Source organism: Arthrobacter sp. 01T425 (genome assembly GCF_056398725.1).
Map to the genome: position 1 here is coordinate 305,857 of NZ_JBFTPY010000001.1, position 19,375 is coordinate 325,231.

Genomic DNA, 19,375 nt, shown 5'->3' on the forward strand with positions numbered 1-19,375 from the left:
CTGGCCGGGGTTCTTTCTTTTCCCCGGTTGCCCACGCTGGGCTGGCCCCACTGGGTTGCCCCGGCCCCTAACCGACGACGGCGGACCGAAGCGCGGCGATCCCGGCGAGCTGGTGCTGCTCATCGCGCTGGTGTGCCGGCACGTCCCGGCCGCTGAGAATCCGTTGCCGGGTGAGGGCGAGCTGGGTGGCGGCATCGAGCAGCGCCTTCATCTGCACGCCCCGCCCCGTGGACCTGGCCCAGCGCAGCGCGGAACGGCGGCCGGCGGCGGTGGCCAGCATGTCTACCTCGGCCGCGGTAAACCAGCCCGCGGCCGCGTATTCCGTCAGCCGCTGACGGGTGAGCCTGCGCTCAGCCACCCGCAGCAGCACGATCACCAGCACCGCCAGCAGGAAGATCGGCACCTGCACCATCACGTACCGGCCCAGGAAGTCCCGGCCCATGCTGTTCCAGGCGCTGTGCAACAGCATCGCGGGGACGAGGCCGGCGAAGAACGCCAGCACGGACAGCCCGGTGTTCCCGCGGCCGGCGGCGAAGCCCATCACCAGACCGGTCGTACCCGTGAAAATGGCGTGGGCGAAGGGTGAGAGGACCCCGCGGAGAAAGAAAACCACCGCGAGGTCCGTGCCGGGATCGCTGGATTCGGCGATGGCGCGGCCGAAGTAGAGGATGTTCTCGGTAAACGCGAAGCCCGCCGCGATCGTGAAGGCGAACACCACACCGTCGACCGGTCCGTTGAAGTGTTTCGGGGCAAAGAGCACGAGCAACAGCAGCCCCAGGGACTTGGCGAATTCCTCCACCACCGGCGCCTGGACCGTCACGGCGAACGTCGTATAGTCCAGTCCCGAGGCGGGCCCGGCCACCAGTGAGAAATAGGGCTGGATCAGCATCGTCACCGCGATCGAGACGACGGCTCCCCAGGCAAACGCGAAAAGCAGCAGGGGTTTCGGCTCAGGTTCCCAGCGGTCGATGAAGCGCACCGTCAGCAATACGGTCCCCAGGGGAACCAGCGAGGCCACGAAACCAACGGCAAAGCCGGTGATTCCGGTCCTTTCCAGCAGGAAGGGCACCACCAGGAAGAGGCAGAGGAACGCCAGGAATCCGCCGGCCATCACCAGGCCAAAAACGCCGGAACCGCGGCCGTTCTTCCAGCCCGGGCTGCCTCCCGCCGGCCCGGCGGGAGGCAGTGCCGGCTGCAACTGGCCGCCGTCGTTGGCAGGGGCCCACTGGTAGTTCGCGGGCTGGACACGCCCCAGCCACGTCGGGTTGGCCTGCCGGGGCAGCGGCCCCTGGCGCGGGCCGCCAGGGTGCTCATGCCCCGGCCGCGGTCCGTTCATCGTCATGGAACCGAGCCTATGTCCGTGTGAGGTTAAACGCATTCCGGCGGCGACGCGGCAGCAGTGCCGTTGTGGTAATTTGAAAGGGCAAATAATCCTTTTTTAATTCCGTCCCGTGAGGCGGGGAAAGGGGAGACGAGCTTTGACTTCCGTGCCTTCAGCACCGGGTCCGGCGCAGGTGGTGCTCACCCGGGTTGTCCTCAACCAGGCTGACATCGACCGCGCGCTCACTCGTATCGCCCATGAAATTCTTGAGGCCAACAAGGGCTCCCAGGACCTCGTCCTGCTGGGCATCCCGCGCCGGGGCTATCCCCTCGCCGTCCGCCTCGCCGCCAAGATCGCCGCCGCGGATCCCACCGTGGACGCCGCCGCCATTGTCGGCCAACTCGACGTCACGATGTTCCGCGACGACCTCTCGCACCAGCCCACCAGGCCGCCGTACCCCACCCAGCTGCCGCGCACGGGCATCGACAACAAAGTTGTGGTGCTGATCGACGACGTCCTCTATTCCGGGCGCACCATCCGGGCAGCTCTGGACGCCATCATCGACCTCGGCCGGCCGCGGATTGTCCGCCTCGCCGTGCTGATCGACCGCGGCCACCGGGAACTGCCCATCCGCGCCGACCATGTCGGCAAGAACCTGCCTACCTCCTCATCGGAGAAGGTCCGGGTCCGGCTCGAGGAAACCGATTCTGCCGGAGGCGGGGCAACAGTCGGCGCCCCCGACGGCGTCCCCGTCGATGAGGTCGTCATCGAGGCCACCGCATGAGGCACCTGCTCTCCACCGAAGACCTGAGCCTGCACAACGCCATCCGCATCCTGGACACCGCCGAGGAAATGGCTGCGGTGGGGGAGCGCGAGGTCAAAAAACTCCCCGCTCTGCGGGGGCGCACCGTGGTCAACCTCTTCTTCGAGGACTCCACCCGCACCCGGATCTCCTTCGAAGCCGCCGCCAAGCGGCTCTCCGCCGACGTCATCAACTTCGCAGCGAAGGGCTCGTCCGTCTCCAAGGGCGAGTCGCTGAAGGACACCGCCCAGACCCTCGCCGCGATGGGCGCCGACGCCGTCGTCATCCGGCACTGGGCCTCCGGCGCCCCGCACCGGCTCGCCGCGACCGACTGGATCGACGCCGCCGTCATCAACGCCGGCGACGGCACCCACGAACACCCCACCCAGGCGTTGCTGGACGCGTTCACGATGCGCCGGCACTGGTCGAAGCTGGCCGGCACGCCGTCGGCCGGCGCCGACCTCAAAGGCATGCGCGTCGCCATCGCCGGTGACGTCCTGCACTCGCGCGTTGCCCGCTCCAACGTCTGGCTGCTGCGCACCCTCGGCGCCGAGGTCACCCTCGTCGCGCCGCCCACACTGCTCCCCATCGGCGTCGAAAAATGGCCGTGCGCCGTCAGCTTCGACCTCGACGAGACCCTCGCGCAAGGCGTGGACGCCATGATGATGCTCCGCGTCCAGGGCGAACGGATGAATGCCTCCTTCTTCCCCACCACCCGCGAATACTCGCGGCGCTGGGGCTTCGACGACAACCGGCTCCGTGCCCTCGACAGCCTGGGGCTCAAGGACACCATCATCATGCACCCCGGTCCCATGAACCGCGGGCTGGAAATCTCCGCGGCCGCGGCCGACTCACCCCGCTCCACCGTGCTGGCGCAGGTGCGCAACGGCGTCTCTGTCCGGATGGCGGCACTGTACCTGCTCCTGTCCGGGGAGAACCGCGAGCCGGCCGCCGCACCAGTTTCTGCCATAGCTTCTGCCTCTGCGGCCGCGTCCGCGGCGCACGCCGCCATTCCGAACCTCACTTATTCCCACCAGGAGAGCCACTGATGGCCGATCAGCACCAGAACGCAGACAACAGCGGCGCCTACCTCATCCGGGGGGCCTCGATCCTGGGCGGAGCAGCCGAGGACCTGCTGATCCGGGACGGCGTGATCGCCGCCCGCGGCCGTCAGCTGGACGCCGAAGGCGCCGGGGTGCGGGACGCAACAGTAATCGACGCCGCGGGCCTCGTCGCGCTCCCGGGCATGGTGGACATCCACACCCACCTGCGCGAACCCGGCCGCGAAGACGCCGAAACCGTCGAAACCGGCACCCGCGCCGCCGCCCTGGGCGGCTACACGGCCGTGCACGCCATGGCCAACAGCACCCCGGTGGCGGACACCGCCGGCGTCGTGGAGCAAGTCCTCACCCTTGGCCGGACCGCCGGCTGGGTGGACGTCCGTCCGGTGGGAGCAGTCACCGTGGGCCTCGCGGGGGAGCAGCTCGCCGAGCTCGGCGCCATGGCCGACTCCCGCGCCCACGTCCGCGTGTTCTCCGACGACGGCATCTGCGTCCACGATCCGGTGCTGATGCGCCGCGCGCTCGAATACGTCAAGGCATTCGACGGCGTCGTGGCCCAGCACGCGCAGGAACCCCGACTCACCGCCGGCGCCCAGATGAACGAGGGCGAGGTCTCCGCCGTCCTCGGCCTGGCCGGCTGGCCGGCCGTCGCCGAAGAGAGCATCATCGCCCGGGACGTGCTGCTGGCCCAGCACGTCGGGTCCCGCCTGCACGTCTGCCACGTCTCCACGGCCGGGTCCGTGGAGATCATCCGCTGGGCCAAGTCCCGCGGCGTCAACGTCACGGCCGAGGTCACCCCGCACCACCTCTGGCTCACGGATGAGCTCGCCCGCAGCTACGACCCCGTCTACAAGGTCAACCCGCCGCTGCGCACGGACGCCGATGTCCAGGCCCTCCGGGCCGCCCTGGCCGATGGCACGATCGACGTCGTCGGCACCGACCACGCCCCGCACCCGAGCGAACACAAGGAATGCGAGTGGGCGCAGGCGGCCATGGGCATGACCGGGCTGGAAACCGCGCTCTCCGTGGTCCAGCACACCATGATCGAAACAGGCCTGATGGGCTGGGAGGATTTTGCCCGCGTGACCTCCACGGCGCCGGCCGCCATCGGCCGGGTCCAGGACCAGGGCCGCCCGCTCGAGGCCGGGGAGCCTGCCAACGTCATACTCGTGGACCCGGCTGCGCGCTGGACCGTGGACCCTTCTAAGATGGCAACCATGGGCCGTAACTCTCCGTTTGCCGGCCGGGAACTGCCGGGGAAGGTAGTGGCGACGTTCTTCAAGGGCCACCCGACCGTTCTCGACGGAAAACTCAACACCCCGTACCGGTGGCCGGCCGAAGCGCTCGACGCAGGACCGGCGGGCCGCCGCCCGTGAGTGTCAAGGACCTCTCCCTGCTCTTCACGCTCGTCCTGATTGGCGTCGCGCTTGCCCTCATCGCCGTCGGCTGGCGTAACCGCCTGCGCCGCCAGTCCGACGTCGAGCCCCTCCCCGAGGTTCCCGCCGAACTCGGCGCCCCGCTGGCCGCCGCCGACGGCCAGTACGTCGCCTCCACCACCGCCGGCGACTGGCTGGACCGGATCGCCGTGCACAATCTGGGCATCCGCACCAACGCCAAGCTCTCCGTGCACCCCGAAGGCGTGCTGTTCGAGCGCGCGGGCGCCGGCCCGGTGTTCATCCCGGCCGGATGCCTGACCGGTGTGCGGCAGGAAAGCGGCATGGCCGGAAAGTTCGTGGAAAAGGACGGCCTGCTGGTGCTCAGCTGGATGCTCGGTTCCCACGAACTCGACACCGGTTACCGGACGCGCCGTGCCGAGGACAAAGCCGTGCTCCTCACCACCCTCCAAGATTTGATCTCCGCAGCCCCTCAGGCAGAAGCCGATAGTGGAAAGTAACGACGTGACGGAATCCAACGAAGTGACAGAAACAGCAGTGTCAGAGAAAACAGTGACAGAAACAGCAGTGTCAGAAAAAACAGTGACAGAAGAATCAGTGCCAGCTAACCCCACTGCACCCGCAGCAGCATCCACCCCCGCGGTCCTCGTGCTCGAGGACGGCCGGATTTTCCGCGGCACCAGCTACGGCGCCACCGGAACGGCCCTCGGCGAGGCAGTCTTCGCGACCGGCATGACCGGCTACCAGGAGACCATCACCGACCCCTCCTACGCCCGCCAGCTCGTGGTCCAGACCGCGCCGCACATTGGCAACACCGGCGTCAACACCGACGACGCCGAGTCCCGCCGCATCTGGGTGGCCGGCTACATCGTCCGCGACGCCGCGCGCCGGCCCTCCAACTGGCGCTCCGAGCGATCCCTCGACGACGAGCTCGTCGAGCAGGGGATCGTCGGCATCCAGGGCGTCGACACCCGCGCCATCACCCGCCACCTGCGCGAACACAAGACCATGCGCGCCGGCATCTTCTCCGGCGACGCCGCCCGCGCCACGGACAAGGAACTCGTCGACGCTGTCCTGGCCAGCGCGCCGATGGAAGGCTCACGGCTCGCCGAGGAAGTCAGCGTGGACGCCGCCTACACGGTGGAGCCCAAGGACTTCGGCTGGGACGGCGAGCCGCGGTTCAGCATTGCCGCCATCGATTTGGGCATCAAGCGCATGACCCCCGTACGGTTCGCCGAGCGCGGGGTCCGGGTGCACGTGCTGCCCGCCACGGCAACCCTCGCCGACGTCCAGGCTGTCAACCCGGACGGCTTCTTCATGTCCAACGGCCCCGGCGACCCCGCCACCGCGGACAACCAAGTGGCGCTGCTGCGCTCCGTGCTCGATGAGAAGATCCCGTACTTCGGCATCTGCTTCGGCAACCAGATCCTCGGCCGGGCCCTCGGGTTCGGCACCTACAAGCTCCGCTACGGCCACCGCGGCCTGAACCAGCCCGTGATGGACCGCCGCACCGGCAAGGTCGAAATCACTTCGCAGAACCACGGCTTCGCCGTCGACGCCCCGCTCAACGGCGCCACCCAGGCCCCCGAGGAGCGCTTCGGCCGGGTCGAGGTCAGCCACGTGAGCCTCAACGACGACGTCGTCGAGGGGCTGTCCTGCCTCGACATTCCGGCCTTCTCCGTGCAGTACCACCCCGAAGCGGCCGCCGGCCCGCACGACGCCGCCTACCTCTTCGACCGCTTCATCGAGCTGATGGCGGACGCTTCTTCAAAGACAGAGACCGGCACAAAGACTGCCACCGATTCCAAGACTGGGGACACGAAGTAATGCCCAAGAGAACTGACCTCAAGAGCGTCATGGTCATCGGGTCCGGCCCGATCGTGATCGGCCAGGCGGCCGAATTCGATTACTCCGGCACCCAGGCGCTGCGCGTCCTCAAGGAGGAAGGCCTGCGGGTCATCCTCGTCAACTCCAACCCGGCCACCATCATGACGGACCCCGAGTTCGCTGACGCGACCTACATCGAACCGATCACCCCCGAAGTGGTGGAGAAAATCATCGCCAAGGAGCGCCCCGACGCGCTCCTGCCGACCCTCGGCGGCCAGACGGCCCTCAACACGGCCATCGCGCTGGACAAGAACGGCGTCCTGGAGAAGTACAACGTCGAGCTGATCGGCGCCAATATCGCCGCGATTGAGCTGGGCGAGGACCGCGAGAAGTTCAAGGGCGTCGTCGAGCGATGCGGCGCCGAGTCGGCCCGCAGCCACATCATCCACACCATGGACGAGGCTCTCGCCGCGGCCGGTGACCTCGGTTACCCGATGGTCGTCCGGCCCTCCTTCACCATGGGCGGCCTGGGCTCCGGGCTGGCCTACGACGAGGGGGACCTGCGCCGGATTGTCGGCCAGGGCCTGCAGTACAGCCCCACGTCCGAGGTGCTGCTCGAAGAGAGCATCCTCGGCTGGAAGGAGTACGAGCTCGAGATGATGCGCGACAAGAACGACAACGTCGTGGTGGTCTGCTCCATCGAGAACTTCGACCCCGTGGGCGTCCACACCGGCGACTCCATCACCGTCGCCCCCGCCCTGACCCTCACCGACCGCGAATACCAGCGGCTGCGCGACATCTCCATCGCCGTCATCCGCGAAGTCGGCGTCGACACCGGCGGCTGCAACATCCAGTTCGCCGTCGAGCCGGACACCGGCCGCGTCGTCGTGATCGAAATGAACCCCCGCGTCTCCCGTTCCTCCGCCCTCGCGTCCAAGGCCACCGGCTTCGCGATCGCGAAGATTGCCACCAAGCTGTCCCTCGGCTACACCCTGGACGAGATCCCGAACGACATCACCCAGAAGACCCCGGCGTCCTTCGAACCGACCCTGGACTACGTGGTGGTGAAGGTCCCGCGCTTCGCGTTCGAGAAGTTCCCGGCGGCGGACCCCACCCTGACCACCACCATGAAGTCGGTGGGCGAGGCCATGGCCATGGGCCGGAACTTCACCGAGGCGCTGCAGAAGGCCTTGCGCTCCCTGGAGCAGAAGGGCTCCCAGCTGGACTTCAGCCACGTCCCGGAATGGGAAGTCGCGGAGCTGATCGAGAAGGCCAAGCGTCCCACCACCGAGCGCCTGCACCAGGTGCAGCGCGCCATGCTCGGCGGCGCCACCGTGGAACAGCTCTTCGAGGCGACCAAGATCGACCCCTGGTACCTGGACCAGCTCCAGCTGCTGAACGAGATCTCGCTCGAAATCCGCCAGGCCGCGGCGCTGACGCCGGAGATGCTGACCCGCGCCAAGCGCCACGGCTTCTCCGACGAACAGATCGGTGCGCTGACCCACAACTCCGAGGACGTAGTCCGCGGGGTCCGGCAGGCCCTGGGCATCCGTCCCGTCTACAAGACCGTGGACACCTGCGCGGCCGAGTTCGCCGCCTACACCCCGTACCACTACTCCTCCTATGACGAGGAGGACGAGGTTGCGCTGCACGCCAAGCCGTCCATCATCATCCTCGGGTCCGGCCCCAACCGGATCGGCCAGGGCATCGAGTTCGACTACTCCTGCGTGCACGCCTCGATGGCGCTGCGCAAGGCCGGCTACGAGACCGTGATGGTCAACTGCAACCCGGAAACCGTCTCCACCGACTACGACGTCTCCACCCGGCTCTACTTCGAGCCGCTCACCCTGGAGGACGTCCTCGAGGTCATCGCGGCCGAGGAGCGCACCGGCGGGGTCATGGGCGTCTTCGTCCAGCTCGGCGGCCAGACCCCGCTCAAGCTCGCCCAGCAGCTCGCCGACGCCGGCGTGCCGATCCTCGGCACCTCGCCGGAGGCCATCGACCTGGCCGAACACCGCGGCGCCTTCTCCCGCGTCCTCGACAAGGCCGGGCTCGTCTCGCCGAAGAACGGCACCGCCGTGTCCTTCGAGGACGCCAAGAAGATCGCCGACGAGATCGGCTACCCGGTCCTGGTCCGGCCCTCCTACGTCCTCGGCGGACGCGGCATGGAGATCGTCTACGACGAGCCCAACCTCTCCCGCTACATCGCCAACGCCACCGAGATCACCCCCGACCACCCGGTGCTGATCGACCGCTTCCTCGAGGACGCCGTCGAGATCGACGTCGATGCCCTCTACGACGGCACGGAGATGTACCTCGGCGGCATCATGGAACACATCGAGGAGGCCGGCATCCACTCAGGCGACTCGGCCTGCGTCCTGCCGCCCATCACCCTGGGCGGCAACGTGCTGGAACGGGTGCGGACCGCCACCTTGGCGATCGCCGAGGGCGTGGGCGTCCGCGGCCTGATCAACATCCAGTTCGCCCTGGCCTCCGACGTGCTCTACGTCCTCGAAGCCAACCCGCGCGCGTCCCGCACCGTCCCGTTCGTCTCCAAGGCCACGGGTGTCCAGATGGCGAAAGCCGCGGCCCTGATCGGCACCGGCGTCACCATCAACCAGCTCCGCAGCGCCTACAAGATGCTGCCGGAGAGCGGCGACGGCTCCACCCTGCCGCTGGACGCGCCGGTCTCGGTCAAGGAAGCCGTGCTGCCGTTCAGCCGCTTCCGCACCCCGGAGGGCAAGGTGGTGGACTCCCTGCTCGGCCCGGAAATGCGCTCCACGGGCGAGGTCATGGGCATCGACAAGCACTTCGACACGGCCTTCGCCAAGAGCCAGGCGGCCGCGAACAACGCCCTGCCCACCGAGGGCAAGATCTTCGTCTCGGTGGCCAACCGGGACAAGCGCTCGGTCATCATGGGCGTCAAGCGGCTCTCGGACCTCGGCTTCGAGATCGTCTCCACCGGCGGCACAGCCGACGTGCTCCGCCGCAACGGGATCCAGGCCACCCCGGTCCGGAAGGTCGCCGAAGGTTCCAGCGCCGAAGGCGAAGGCACCATCGCCGACCTCATCATCGCCGGCGAGATCGACATGGTATTCAACACACCCTCCGGCGGCGAGGCCCGCAGCGACGGCTACGAACTCCGTGCCGCCGCGACCTCGATCGGGATCCCGTGCATCACCACCGTGGCCGAGTTCAACGCGGCCGTCCAGGCCATCGAGGCGCTGCGCACCTACGAATGGTCGGTCACGAGCCTGCAGGAACACGCCGCGAACCTGAAGGCGCTCCAGGATGCCTGAGGCATCCACCGCCCCGGCGGCCGGCCGGGAGACCTTCGGCTCCCGGCTGGGGCGGGCCATGGCGGACCGCGGCCCGCTGTGCGTCGGCATCGACCCGCACCCGGCGCTGCTGCAGCGCTGGGGGCTCACTGACGACGCCGCCGGGCTGGAACGCTTCTCGCTGACCGTGCTGGAGGCAGTGGGCTCCCTCGCTGCCGCGGTGAAACCGCAGGTGGCCCTGTACGAGCGCCACGGATCGGCTGGAATCGCCGTGCTCGAACGCACCCTGGCCGCGGCGGCGGAAGCGTCCGTGCTGACCATCGCGGACGCCAAACGCGGCGACATCGGCTCCACCATGGCCGCCTACGCGGATGCCTGGCTGCGGGACGGCTCGGCCCTGGCCGCGGATTCGGTGACGTTGAGCCCGTACCTGGGCTTTGAGTCGCTCCGGCCCGCCCTGGACCTGGCGGCCGGGACCGGCCGCGGGGTGTTCGTCCTCGCGCTGACTTCGAACCCGGAGGGCGCCTCGGTCCAGCACGTCGGCGGGGGCGATTCCGTCGCGCGGCGGATCACGGAAGCGGCCGCGGTGGAGAACCAGCGCTATGACGGTTCGCTCGGTTCCGTGGGCCTGGTGGTCGGTGCCACGGTGGGCTCGGCCCTTTCCGCACTGGATATCGATCTGGCGGCGGTCCGCGGGCCGATCCTGGCCCCGGGGCTGGGCGCTCAGGGCGCCACGGCCGCGGACCTGCGCCGCACGTTCGGTGCGGCCTATCCCCAGGTCCTGGGGACCTCGAGCCGGGAGATTCTCGGCGCCGGACCGCAGCTGCAGTCCCTCCGGGATGCCGCGCGGCGCACCCTCGACGAACTCCTCGCGGCTTAGCGGCAGCCGCCTCGCCGGCCCGGGACCGGAGCTGCCGGACCCGGGCCGGGGGCCGTCCCGTTCGGAATTGTGCTTTTCCCGTTCCCGAACTGGCCGGCGCGCAGATTTCCATTGATTTCTGCCGCCGCCTGACGGTAGGTTCGGGGCAAGGGCATGAGTGCCCCGTCCCGCCATGCAGGGAGGCCTTCCGTGAGTTTGAGACCACTCACTCCTCAGGAGCGTTCCGACGCCCTTCGCAAGGCCGCTGCCGCAAGGGCCACCAGGGCCGAGGCAAAGGAGCGGCTCAAGACGGGCGAGCTGACCATCGCCAATGTCATCAGTGCCGCCGAATCCGACGACGCCATTGCCCGCATGAGAATCGTGGAGCTGCTCGAGGCCCTGCCCGGGATCGGCCGGGTCCGGGCGGCGGCCATCATGGACCAGCTCGGCATCGCACAATCCCGACGGGTCCGCGGCCTGGGAATCCACCAGCGCCGGGCGCTGGTAGATTTTATTGACGACAAGTAGCCCGGTCCGCCGAGCTGCCCACCACCGCCCAAAGGAATATGTGAGCAAGAAACCGGGACTGACAGTCCTCGCCGGCCCGACGGCTGTTGGCAAAGGCACCGTGTCCACCTACATCCGGGACAACTACCCCGGAGTCTGGCTCTCCGTGTCGGCCACCACGCGCCCGCCGCGGCCGGGGGAGCAGGACGGGATCCACTACTTCTTCAAATCGGCCGAGGAATTCGATTCCCTGGTCGAAAACGGCGAATTGCTCGAGTGGGCCGTCGTCCACGGCCGGAACCGCTACGGCACGCTGCGCAGCACGGTTGACGCCGCCATTGCCGAGGGCCGCTCGGTGCTGCTGGAGATCGATCTGCAGGGCGCCCGGCAGGTCAAGCAGGCCGTCCCGGATGCCCAGTTTGTGTTCCTGGCGCCCCCGAGCTGGGACGAAATGGTCCGCCGGCTGGTCGGCCGCGGCACGGAAAGCGCCGAAGAACAGCAGCAGAGGCTGGAAACCGCTAAACTAGAACTTGCCGCTGAACCGGAGTTCGACCACACCGTCATCAATGATGACGTTCGTCGGGCAGCGGACGAGCTTGTTTCACTCATGGGGCTGACCCCGAACCCGCGCTAGGCGCCGGGACGTACCGGCCCGTTAGAATTTGGAGAATTCGTGTCCACGAACCTTGAAGGCATCATCAACCCGCCGATCGACGAGCTGCTGAAGGCCGCCGACTCGAAGTACGGACTGGTGATTTTTGGTGCCAAGCGCGCACGCCAGATCAACGCGTACTACGCCCAGCTGCATGAGGGCCTGTTTGAGTACGTTGGCCCGCTGGTCGACACCAAGCTGAACGAGAAGTCCCTGTCGATCGCCCTGCGCGAGATCAACGAAGGCAAGCTCGTCTCCACGCCGATCGAAACCGCAGAGTAATTCCCCCCGCGGGAAGAGCCAAGTAAACAGACTGCCTGCTGACGGAGATCACGTGCGCATAGTCCTCGGAGTCGGGGGAGGGATTGCCGCCTACAAGGTGGCATCGCTCCTCCGGCTTTTTACTGAAGCCGGGCATGACGTCACGGTCATCCCCACCGAGGCGGCCACCCGCTTCGTCGGCGTCGCGACGTGGGAGGCCCTGTCCGGGCACCCGGTGAGCAACAGCGTGTTCGACGCCGTCCACACGGTCAACCATGTCCGGCTCGGCCACGAGGCCGAACTGATCGTCGTGGCCCCGGCCACGGCCGATCTCCTGGCCCGCGCGGCCACCGGCCAGGCCGATGACCTCCTCACCAACACCCTGCTGATGGCCGGCGACTGCCCGGTGCTCATGGCCCCGGCCATGCACACCGAAATGTGGCAACACCCCGCGACCCAGGCCAACGTCGAAACGTTGCGCAGCCGCGGCGTCACCGTGCTGGAACCCGCGAGCGGGCGGCTGACCGGCGCCGACTCCGGTCCCGGCCGCCTGCCCGAGCCGGAGGCGATCTTCACCGCCGCCATGGCCCTCGCCGGCGCCGAAGCGGCCGCCGCCAACGCTTCCGCAACTTCCGCGGCGATGCCGGCCGTTGACCCGGACGTGGCCACTGCCCTGGCCGCCGCGCCTGCAACGGTGCAGCCGGCGGTTACGCCGTTGGCCGGACTGACGGTGACCATCAGTGCCGGCGGCACCCGGGAACCGCTGGACCCCGTGCGGTTCCTCGGCAACCGCTCCTCCGGCAAGCAGGGCGTGGCCTTGGCCGCCGCGGCCCGCGAGGCCGGAGCCCGCGTCCGCCTGCTGGCCGCCCACATGGAAGTCCCGGCGCCCGCCGGCGTCGAAATCGTCCAGGTCGAAACGGCCCTGGAACTGCGGGAGGCGGCGCTGCACGCGGCCGCCGACTCCGACGTCGTCATCATGGCCGCCGCGGTCGCGGACTTCCGGCCGGCGGACGTCGCCGGGACCAAGATCAAGAAGCGCGACGACGTCGCCGATCCCGTGATCAACCTGGTGCGCAACCCCGACATCCTGCGCGAACTCGTCGAGGTCCGCGACGCCGCGTCCCGGAATCAGCTGATCGTCGGCTTCGCCGCCGAGACGGGCGATGCCGGCGGCGATGTCCTGGACTATGCCCGGGCCAAGCTGCACCGGAAAGCCTGCGACCTGCTGGTCGTCAACCAGGTGGGCCGGGACTTGGTCTTTGGCGAGGACACGAACACAGTAGTCATCCTTTCCCGTGACGGCTCCGAACCCCAAGAGGCGTCGGGTTCCAAATCCGACGTCGCGGCTGCCGTGATCGACCGGATCAGCGCCGAGCTGAGCCGGGCTGTACCGCCGGCGTAGCCCGGCGTAACCAACATCTCCTTAGCACGGGGACACACGCCGCCGGACGTCCGTTATCCAACCAGTAAGGTAGTTGAGTGACTTTACCGCTGCACATCCCCGCCTTCCACGGGTCCACGCCCGCCGCGCTCCGGCTCTTCACGTCCGAGTCGGTGACGGAGGGCCACCCCGACAAGATCTGTGACCAGATCAGCGATGCGATCCTCGACGCACTGCTCGACAAAGACCCCGAGTCCCGGGTAGCCGTGGAGACGCTGGCCACCACCGGGCTGGTCCACGTCGCGGGCGAGGTCACCACCGATGCCTATGTCGAGATTCCGCAGATTGTCCGGGAGACCATCCTGGGCATCGGGTACGATTCTTCGGCCAACGGCTTCGACGGCGCCCGGTGCGGCGTCTCGGTATCCATCGGCCAGCAGTCCAACGACATCGCCGGCGGCGTGTTCAACTCCCTCGAAGCGCGTGAGGGCCGCCAGGAGGACGACTACGACCTCCAGGGAGCCGGCGACCAGGGACTCATGTTCGGCTACGCCAGCGACGAAACGCCGTCCTACATGCCCGTGCCGATCTGGCTCGCGCACCGGCTCTCCGAGCGCCTGACCGAGGTCCGCAAGAACGGCGAACTCGCCTACCTGCGCCCGGACGGCAAGACCCAGGTCACCGTGGGCTACGACGGCGACCGCCCGGTCTCAGTCGAAACTGTCGTCATCTCCAGCCAGCACGCCGAAGGCACCAGCCTGGACCAGCTCCGGGCCGACCTCGCCGAGCACGTGGTGGGGCCGGTCATGGCACTGTCCAACCTGGACACCTCACGGACCCGCAACATCCTCAACCCCGCAGGCGCCTTTGTGATTGGCGGCCCGGTAGGCGACGCCGGCCTCACCGGCCGCAAGATCATCGTCGACACCTACGGCGGCATGGCCCGCCACGGCGGCGGCGCGTTCTCCGGCAAGGACCCGTCGAAGGTGGACCGTTCGGCCGCCTACGCCATGCGCTGGGTCGCCAAGAACGTGGTGGCCGCCGGCCTCGCCAAGCGCGCCGAAATCCAGATCGCCTACGCGATCGGCCAGGCCCGCCCCGTGGGAACCTACGTTGAGACATTCGGAACCGAAACCGTGGACCCGGCCCGCATCAGCGCCGCGATCGCCGAGATCTTCGACCTGCGCCCGCGGGCCATCATCGACGCCCTCGACCTCAAGCGCCCGATCTACGCCAAGACCGCCGCCCACGGACACTTCGGCCGCGAAGACCCGGACTTCACCTGGGAACGCCTGGACCGGGTGGACGAGCTGAAAGCGTTCTTCAACGCCTAAGGCCGGCCAAACCGTCCGATGCTGTCTTGTCGGTTTGTTTTCACAGTGAGTTTGTCAGTCCTGCGTGATGCACTGTAGCCAGGCCGCCCTCCGGTGGCCTGGCTACAGTGCATTTGGGAATACAGTGCATTTCGGAAACAGTGCATTTCGGAAACTGTGCATTTCGGAAACAGTGCATGTGTCGAACGATCCTCAGGGGAGGTGCGAGCCGTGAGTCCCATTCCTGCCGGCGGCGCGCCCGGTGAACCCCAGCAGCTGTGCCTGCTCCAGGGTTTTCCAGCCTCCGCCGCGGAAGCGTCCGGGCCGGCCCTTGCGGCCCACCTGCCAGTGGCGCGGGTGCTCATCGAGTCCTCGCTGCCCCACCTGGACAGGCCTTTCGACTACAGCGTCCCCGCCGCCCTCGACGCCGACGCCATGCCCGGAGTCCGGGTCAAGGTCAAATTCAACGGGCAGGAACTGGCCGGATACCTGCTGGAGCGCACCGCCGGATCCGACGCCGGCCACCCCCTGGTGCCGCTGCACAAGGTGCTCTCCGCCGTCCCGGTCCTGACCCCCGCAGTGGCCGAGCTCGCCGGCCGGATCGCCTCGCGCTACGCCGGAACGGTCAGCGATGTCCTGCGCGTGGCCGTGCCGCCGCGCATGGCCAAGCTGGAAAAGGAATTCGCCCCGGACGGCCGGCTCGATCCCGCGCTGTTCGGCACTGAGACGTTCGGTCTGGCGACCGACGTGTCGCTTCCGTCGCCGGCCGCCGGCAGCATCTGGACCCGGTACCGCAACGGTGCGGCATTCCTCGCCCACCTCGCCGCGGGGGAGTCGCCCCGGGCCGTCCTGACCGCCCTGCAGGGGTACGGGCCCGCCGGCTGGCCGCGGATGATCGCCGAAGCCGTGGCCGCAGTGCGGATCTCCGGCCGCGGCGCCGTCGTCGTGGTGCCCGACTACCGGGACCTTGACCGCGTGGAATCTGCCTTGCTGGAACTGCTTCCCGCCGGCGACGTCGCCCGGCTCACCGCGGACGACGGCCAGACGCCGCGCTACCGCAGCTTCCTGCGCGTGCTCAGCGGCGCCGCCGGGGTCGCCGTGGGCACGCGGTCCGCGGCCTACGCGCCGGTGCCGAACCTCGGGCTCGTCATCTGCTGGGACGACGGCGACGACCTCCACATCGAACAGCGCTCCCCGTACGCGCACACCCGCGAAGTCCTCCTGCTCCGGGCGGGCCAGGAGGGGGCCGCGTGCCTGCTCGCGGCCCATTCGCGCAGCACCGAAACGGAGCGGCTGGTCGCCTCCGGCTGGGCCCAGGCCGTGGAAGCGGACCGGGCCGTCGCGCGGCGGACAGTCCCGCGGGTCCTGAACACGGCCGACAGCTACGAACTCGAGCATGACCCGCTCGCCCGGATCGCCCGGCTCCCCGGCGCGGCCTGGCGGGCCGCCAAGGAAGGCCTGGAACGGGGTCCGGTCCTGGTCCAGGTGGCCCGCGCCGGCTACGCCCCCTCGCTGGTGTGCGACACCTGCCGGGAACCGGCCCGCTGCACCGCCTGCAGCGGCCCGCTGGCGATCGCCGGTCCGGGCGGGAGCAGCGCCGTGCCGCAATGCCGCTGGTGCTCGGCCCCGGCCCCGGCCTGGCGCTGCGGCACGTGCAACGGCGCCAGGCTAAGGCGCGGCGCCACGGGAGCCCTCCGCACCGCGGAGGAGCTGGGCCGGGCGTTTCCGGGAAAACCGGTCATCACCTCCTCCGGGGACCAGATCAAGGCCACCGTTGCGGAGACCGCGGCCCTGGTGGTGGCCACCGTCGGCGCCGAACCCGTGGCCTTCGGCGGGTACGCCGCGGCCCTGCTGCTCGACGGCGATTCGCTGCTGCGCCGGGAAAACCTGAGGGCGGGGGAGGACGCGGTCCGCCGCTGGTTCAACGCCGCGGCCCTGGTGCGGCCCGCTTCGGAGGGCGGCCTGGTGGTCATCACGGCCGACGACGCCGCCGGGGTTGGCGCCCTGCTGCGCTGGGATCCCGCCGGGTACGCCAGCCGGGAACTGGCACTGCGGCAGGAGCTGCAGCTGCCGCCCGCCGTGCGGGTCGCTTCCGTCACCGGCGGCAGGACCGCCGTCGGCCATTTCACGGATGCCATCCAGCAGCGGCTGGCGGCGCAGGGAACCGTCCTCCGGACGGCCGGGCCCGCGCCGGTCATTCTGCCGGCGGCCGCGGGGGCAGGCCGCACGCCGCCGCAGGATGCTGCGACGCGGGATACTGTGCCCCGGGATGCTGTGCCCCGGAATGCTGTGCCCCGGGACTCCGGCCAGGAGGTCCGGACCCTGCTGTTCATCCCCTACGCCCAGGCCGCGGCTGCCACGGCCGTCATGCGGGCCGTCAAGGCGGCGGCCGCAGCCAAGCGCAGCGACGACCCGGTGCAACTGCGCCTGGACGGCGTCGACGTCCTCTAGGACCCTCCATTGCGTCCCCGCGGATCACATGGCCCCACCGGCACGGCGGTCCCTCTATTCAAAGGGCGCGCATGCCGCAACAGGCCCGCAGGCCGGCGGCCATTCGCCGCAGATGGCCGGAATGAGGCTCCGTATTGCGGCCCTCCGCGGCAAATGGGTGGTCGGGACCGTGGCGCCAGCGTCATCCCGGCCTCGCTTTGGGTGCGGCGCGGAGCGGATCTCCGCGCCGGCCACTTACAGCCGTTCCGGCTATCTCCGGCCGCGGGGCCGGTTCCGGAGCGCGACGGCCTCTTCGGCGACGGCCACGAGCCGCCGCGCCGACTCATCCCAGCTGAAGTCTGCGGCCCGCTCCACTGAACGGCGGGACCGGGCCTTCCACAGGGCGGGGTCCTCGAGCGTGCGCACCGCCTCGGCAAACTCCGCCGGGGAGTCCGGATGCACGTAGCTGACGGCATCGTCACCGACCTCCCGGAAGATCGGGATGTCGCTGGCAATCACCGGCGTGCCGTGGGACATGGCCTCGACGAGCGGCAGTCCGTAGCCCTCGGCCCGGGACAGGCTGACCAAGGCGGTGGTGCGTGCCAGGAGGGCCTCATACTCGGCGTCGGTCACCCCGTTGTGGAAGACGATGCTTGCGCCCTCCGGAGCCAGGGCCTCGAGCTCGGCCCGCCGCTCGGGCGTGATGCGGCTGAGCAGATGCAGGGTCATGTCCGGGAGTTCCGCCATGCCGCGGACCATGGTCTCCACGTTCTTATAGGGCATGAAGGAACCCATGTAGAGCAGCGTTTTGTCGGCCCCCGCCCCGGGATCGCGCGGGGTGTGGCCGTGCTGGGGGGCGTTGCCGACAATCCTGACAGGACGCCGGGTGAGCCGGTACTTCGCCATCAGGGCCGCCGTGGTGGAGCTGATCGTCGCCACGATGTCCGCCCGGTTCAGCAGGAGCCGCTGGGGCCAGAAAGCTTTGTGGTATAGGCGCCACAGGACCCTGACGGGGGCCGGCAGGAATCCGGGAGGGGTGGGGTGCTCGTAGTAGATGAGGTCGTGCAGGGTCAGCACCAGGGCGTACTTCCGGCCCCAGCTGCCCATGGTCTGCATGGGGCATACCACCACGTCGGCGCCCAGCTTGTTGACCTTGGCCGCCACGAAGAGTTCGGCCGGGGACAGCGGGCTGTTGATCAGGGTGTAGGGAACATCGGGCAGGAGCGCGAGCTGGCGGGTGTCGCTGATCAGCATCGAGACGTCGGCGATCCTGGCGGCCGCCGCGATCAGGCTGGCGCCGTAGCGGCTGATGCCGTCGTGGTGGTCCAGCCGGGTGAAGCGGGCATCAATGAGAATTTTCACGCGGCGTGGTCCTTTAGGAAGCGTCTGATGTAGCGGGCAGCGGGCTCGGGGGTTTCGTAGTGGATCAGGTGCCCGACGCCGGGAATGACCTCCAGCCTCCCGTCCGGGAGCCGCGCCGCGAGTTTGTGCTGGTCCGCCAGCATGGCGATCTCGTCCTTCTCGCCCGCGATCAGCAGCACCGGCAGCGTCAGGTCGCCGGCCACCTCGGTGACGTTGCTGCCCACCGAGGCCTTGAAGGCCTGGAGCAGGCTCTCCCGGTCTGCGAAGGAGGAAAAATAGGCGCTGTGCTGGGCGTGCACGAACCGGCGGATGTCCTTGTCCCCGGTCTTGGCCATGGTCACGCTCATCACCCGCACGATCGCCTGGCTGCGCAGCAGGGCCAGCCCGAGCCGCTGGGGAAGGCGTGCGGCGGCCTCGTAGTAGAGCACCGCGAGCTTCGTCATCAGGCCCTTGGGCCCTTCGAGGGCGGGCGCCGCGATGGGATTGACAAGGATCAGCTCGGCCACGGCACCGGGGTTGGCCGCCACGAAATGGCTGGCAATGATCGAACCGAACGAATGCCCCAGCAGGACCGTGTCCGCGCCCAGTCCCAGAGCAGCCATGAAACCGCCCAGGAACTGGCTGTAGCCGGCAACGCTGTGCCCGGTTCCCGCGAAGGCGGCCGAGCTGCCGAAGCCCGGCAGGTCCGGCATGATCAGGCGCATGTCCGTCAGCTGGTCGGCTACCCGGAGCAGGCCGTGGTGGTCGCCGCGGAACCCGTGCACCACCAGGATGGTGCGCGTTTCGGGGGTGACCTCGGCGGGTTCGTAGACCCAGTACGCGATCCGGGCACCGTCAACCTCAACGGACGCGGCCCGGGTGCGGGCGTCGAGTCCGCCGCTGAAGAGGGGCGTGCGTGAGGACCCGGTATCCACTTGTTCCATTGGT

Annotated in this window: 16 protein-coding genes; 13 read left to right on the forward strand and 3 right to left on the reverse strand. The window is 69.0% G+C overall.

The window, feature by feature from the left end; translation table 11 throughout:
- Positions 1-67: 67 nt before the first annotated feature.
- Positions 68-1,342, reverse strand: coding sequence for a PrsW family intramembrane metalloprotease (locus AC1DNG_RS01480; protein WP_476886469.1), 1,275 nt, complete (start codon positions 1,340-1,342; stop codon positions 68-70).
- 136 nt (positions 1,343-1,478) lie between these two features.
- Here AC1DNG_RS01480 and pyrR point away from each other — a divergent pair, with 136 nt between their 5' ends.
- The 13 genes from pyrR to AC1DNG_RS01545 all read left to right on the forward strand — a co-directional run bounded on the left by pyrR (position 1,479) and on the right by AC1DNG_RS01545 (position 17,107).
- A complete protein-coding gene (gene pyrR, locus AC1DNG_RS01485; RefSeq protein ID WP_476886470.1) occupies positions 1,479-2,105 on the forward strand; it encodes a bifunctional pyr operon transcriptional regulator/uracil phosphoribosyltransferase PyrR in 627 nt (208 codons plus the stop codon).
- A complete protein-coding gene (locus AC1DNG_RS01490; RefSeq protein ID WP_476849298.1) occupies positions 2,102-3,172 on the forward strand; it encodes an aspartate carbamoyltransferase catalytic subunit in 1,071 nt (356 codons plus the stop codon). The genes pyrR and AC1DNG_RS01490 overlap by 4 nt, the downstream gene beginning before the upstream one ends.
- Positions 3,172-4,560 carry a dihydroorotase gene (locus tag AC1DNG_RS01495; RefSeq protein WP_230009705.1) on the forward strand — a complete coding sequence of 463 codons (1,389 nt, stop codon included), beginning with the start codon at positions 3,172-3,174 and terminating at the stop codon, positions 4,558-4,560. The genes AC1DNG_RS01490 and AC1DNG_RS01495 overlap by 1 nt, the downstream gene beginning before the upstream one ends.
- A complete protein-coding gene (locus tag AC1DNG_RS01500; protein ID WP_476849297.1) occupies positions 4,557-5,078 on the forward strand; it encodes a PH-like domain-containing protein in 522 nt (173 codons plus the stop codon). The genes AC1DNG_RS01495 and AC1DNG_RS01500 overlap by 4 nt, the downstream gene beginning before the upstream one ends.
- Before the next feature lie 97 nt (positions 5,079-5,175).
- A complete protein-coding gene (carA, locus tag AC1DNG_RS01505) occupies positions 5,176-6,405 on the forward strand; it encodes a glutamine-hydrolyzing carbamoyl-phosphate synthase small subunit (RefSeq protein WP_476849296.1) in 1,230 nt (409 codons plus the stop codon).
- Positions 6,405-9,704, forward strand: a complete 3,300-nt coding sequence (gene carB / locus AC1DNG_RS01510) for a carbamoyl-phosphate synthase large subunit (protein ID WP_459384934.1) — start codon at positions 6,405-6,407, stop codon at positions 9,702-9,704. The genes carA and carB overlap by 1 nt, the downstream gene beginning before the upstream one ends.
- Positions 9,697-10,563, forward strand: a complete 867-nt coding sequence (gene pyrF, locus AC1DNG_RS01515; protein WP_476872425.1) for an orotidine-5'-phosphate decarboxylase — start codon at positions 9,697-9,699, stop codon at positions 10,561-10,563. The genes carB and pyrF overlap by 8 nt, the downstream gene beginning before the upstream one ends.
- A 189-nt stretch (positions 10,564-10,752) precedes the next feature.
- Positions 10,753-11,070, forward strand: coding sequence for an integration host factor, actinobacterial type (mihF, locus tag AC1DNG_RS01520; RefSeq protein ID WP_223916673.1), 318 nt, complete (start codon positions 10,753-10,755; stop codon positions 11,068-11,070).
- Positions 11,071-11,110: 40 nt separating this feature from the next.
- Entirely contained in the window at positions 11,111-11,683 is a 573-nt protein-coding gene (gene gmk, locus AC1DNG_RS01525; RefSeq protein ID WP_028276459.1) for a guanylate kinase, read from the forward strand.
- Positions 11,684-11,722: 39 nt separating this feature from the next.
- Entirely contained in the window at positions 11,723-11,983 is a 261-nt protein-coding gene (gene rpoZ / locus AC1DNG_RS01530; protein WP_018773134.1) for a DNA-directed RNA polymerase subunit omega, read from the forward strand.
- A 52-nt stretch (positions 11,984-12,035) separates the two neighbouring features.
- A complete protein-coding gene (locus AC1DNG_RS01535; RefSeq protein ID WP_476872426.1) occupies positions 12,036-13,364 on the forward strand; it encodes a bifunctional phosphopantothenoylcysteine decarboxylase/phosphopantothenate synthase in 1,329 nt (442 codons plus the stop codon).
- Between the two features lie 77 nt (positions 13,365-13,441).
- A complete protein-coding gene (metK, locus tag AC1DNG_RS01540) occupies positions 13,442-14,677 on the forward strand; it encodes a methionine adenosyltransferase (protein ID WP_028276457.1) in 1,236 nt (411 codons plus the stop codon).
- A 210-nt stretch (positions 14,678-14,887) separates the two neighbouring features.
- Positions 14,888-17,107, forward strand: a complete 2,220-nt coding sequence (locus AC1DNG_RS01545; RefSeq protein ID WP_476886471.1) for a primosomal protein N' — start codon at positions 14,888-14,890, stop codon at positions 17,105-17,107.
- A 249-nt stretch (positions 17,108-17,356) separates the two neighbouring features.
- Here AC1DNG_RS01545 and AC1DNG_RS01550 read toward each other — a convergent pair whose 3' ends face one another.
- Together AC1DNG_RS01550 and AC1DNG_RS01555 are read right to left on the reverse strand one after the other, a co-directional pair.
- Positions 17,357-18,448: a glycosyltransferase family 4 protein gene (locus AC1DNG_RS01550; RefSeq protein WP_476886472.1), complete on the reverse strand. Its 1,092-nt coding sequence runs from the start codon at positions 18,446-18,448 to the stop codon at positions 17,357-17,359.
- The gene (locus AC1DNG_RS01555) at positions 18,445-19,371 is read right to left on the reverse strand and encodes an alpha/beta fold hydrolase (RefSeq protein WP_476872428.1); all 927 of its coding nucleotides are present in this window, start codon (positions 19,369-19,371) and stop codon (positions 18,445-18,447) included. The genes AC1DNG_RS01550 and AC1DNG_RS01555 overlap by 4 nt, the downstream gene beginning before the upstream one ends.
- Between the last annotated feature and the right edge of the window lie 4 nt (positions 19,372-19,375).